The 1,368-nt window shown below is 47.8% G+C and carries 9 tRNA genes and 1 rRNA gene; all 10 read left to right on the top strand.

The window, feature by feature from the left end:
- The first annotated feature begins 235 nt into the window (after positions 1 to 235).
- The 10 genes from rrf (at position 236) to ACFSW4_RS03920 (ending at position 1,191) form a co-directional block, all read left to right on the top strand.
- Positions 236 to 351, top strand: a 5S ribosomal RNA gene (rrf, locus tag ACFSW4_RS03875).
- A gap of 10 nt (positions 352 to 361) precedes the next feature.
- Positions 362 to 437, top strand: a tRNA-Val gene (locus ACFSW4_RS03880).
- A gap of 19 nt (positions 438 to 456) precedes the next feature.
- Positions 457 to 533 (top strand) — tRNA-Thr (locus tag ACFSW4_RS03885).
- A 53-nt stretch (positions 534 to 586) separates the two neighbouring features.
- Positions 587 to 662 (top strand) — tRNA-Lys (locus ACFSW4_RS03890).
- Between the two features lie 5 nt (positions 663 to 667).
- A tRNA-Leu gene (locus ACFSW4_RS03895) sits at positions 668 to 752 on the top strand.
- A 17-nt stretch (positions 753 to 769) separates the two neighbouring features.
- Positions 770 to 844 (top strand) — tRNA-Gly (locus ACFSW4_RS03900).
- A gap of 8 nt (positions 845 to 852) precedes the next feature.
- Positions 853 to 941 (top strand) — tRNA-Leu (locus ACFSW4_RS03905).
- A gap of 8 nt (positions 942 to 949) precedes the next feature.
- A tRNA-Arg gene (locus ACFSW4_RS03910) sits at positions 950 to 1,026 on the top strand.
- A 5-nt stretch (positions 1,027 to 1,031) separates the two neighbouring features.
- Positions 1,032 to 1,105 (top strand) — tRNA-Pro (locus ACFSW4_RS03915).
- Between the two features lie 10 nt (positions 1,106 to 1,115).
- A tRNA-Ala gene (locus ACFSW4_RS03920) sits at positions 1,116 to 1,191 on the top strand.
- The last annotated feature ends 177 nt before the right edge of the window (positions 1,192 to 1,368 follow it).

Below are 1,368 nucleotides of genomic sequence, written 5' to 3' on the forward strand. Positions count from 1 at the left end.
GTGACACGTGGAGCTGACGGATACTAATCGATCGAGGACTTAACTTCGAATAGAAAAGACGCGCAGATGTTTGGTGGTTCGTATTTAGTTTTGAAGGTTGTTAACCTTTTGATCTTTTTCTCTAGAAACAAAAAAATCTAGAAAAAATATAAAAAAGTCCTTGCATTTTTAGCGTAAGGTGAATATAATATTACTTGTCCTTGAAAAAAGGTTTTACATAAGCGGCCTAAAAAGGTCCGGTGACGATGGCAGAGAGGTCACACCTGTTCCCATGCCGAACACAGCAGTTAAGCTCTCTAGCGCCGATGGTAATTGGGGTGTTTCCCCTGTGAGAGTAGGACGTTGCCGGGCAATTGACCCTGGAGGATTAGCTCAGCTGGGAGAGCACTTGCCTTACAAGCAAGGGGTCGGTGGTTCGAGCCCGCCATCCTCCACCATTTTAACAATCTAATATAAGCCGGCCTAGCTCAATCTGGCAGAGCAACTGACTTGTAATCAGTAGGTTGGGGGTTCGAGTCCCTCGGCCGGCACCACTTAGATAACAGACAAATATTTATTAGAACAACGTTCTAGTTCTCAATGTTTTGAGCCATTAGCTCAGTCGGTAGAGCATCTGACTTTTAATCAGAGGGTCGGAGGTTCGAATCCTCCATGGCTCACCACCTTTGCGGGTGTGGCGGAATTGGCAGACGCGCTAGACTTAGGATCTAGTGTCTTACGACGTGGGGGTTCGACTCCCTCCACCCGCACCATTTAATTAAATATAATTGCGGAAGTAGTTCAGTGGTAGAACACCACCTTGCCAAGGTGGGGGTCGCGGGTTCGAATCCCGTCTTCCGCTCCATAAGTCCTGCCGGGGTGGCGGAATTGGCAGACGCACAGGACTTAAAATCCTGCGGTGGGTTACCACCGTGCCGGTTCGAGTCCGGCCCTCGGCACCATATATATTGCGCCCGTAGCTCAATTGGATAGAGCGTCTGACTACGGATCAGAAGGTTAGGGGTTCGACTCCTCTCGGGCGCGCCATATAACGGGAAGTAGCTCAGCTTGGTAGAGCACTTGGTTTGGGACCAAGGGGTCGCAGGTTCGAATCCTGTCTTCCCGATTTTGATTGTGGGGCCTTAGCTCAGCTGGGAGAGCGCCTGCTTTGCACGCAGGAGGTCAGCGGTTCGATCCCGCTAGGCTCCACCATTATTTTTGAATTGATTGTTGACTTATAACAATTAAAATGGTATATTAATAAAGTCGCTGTTTTGAAGGCGGCCGACATTTGAACCTTGAAAACTAAACAAAATAGCCTGTAGTCAATTCACGTTTTTTACTCGGATTGGCGAGTCAAAAACGATTTAACTATTTAAGCCAATCAAA

It is taken from the genome of Piscibacillus salipiscarius (assembly GCF_042685285.1).
Taxonomy (GTDB): domain Bacteria; phylum Bacillota; class Bacilli; order Bacillales; family Alkalibacillaceae; genus Piscibacillus; species Piscibacillus salipiscarius.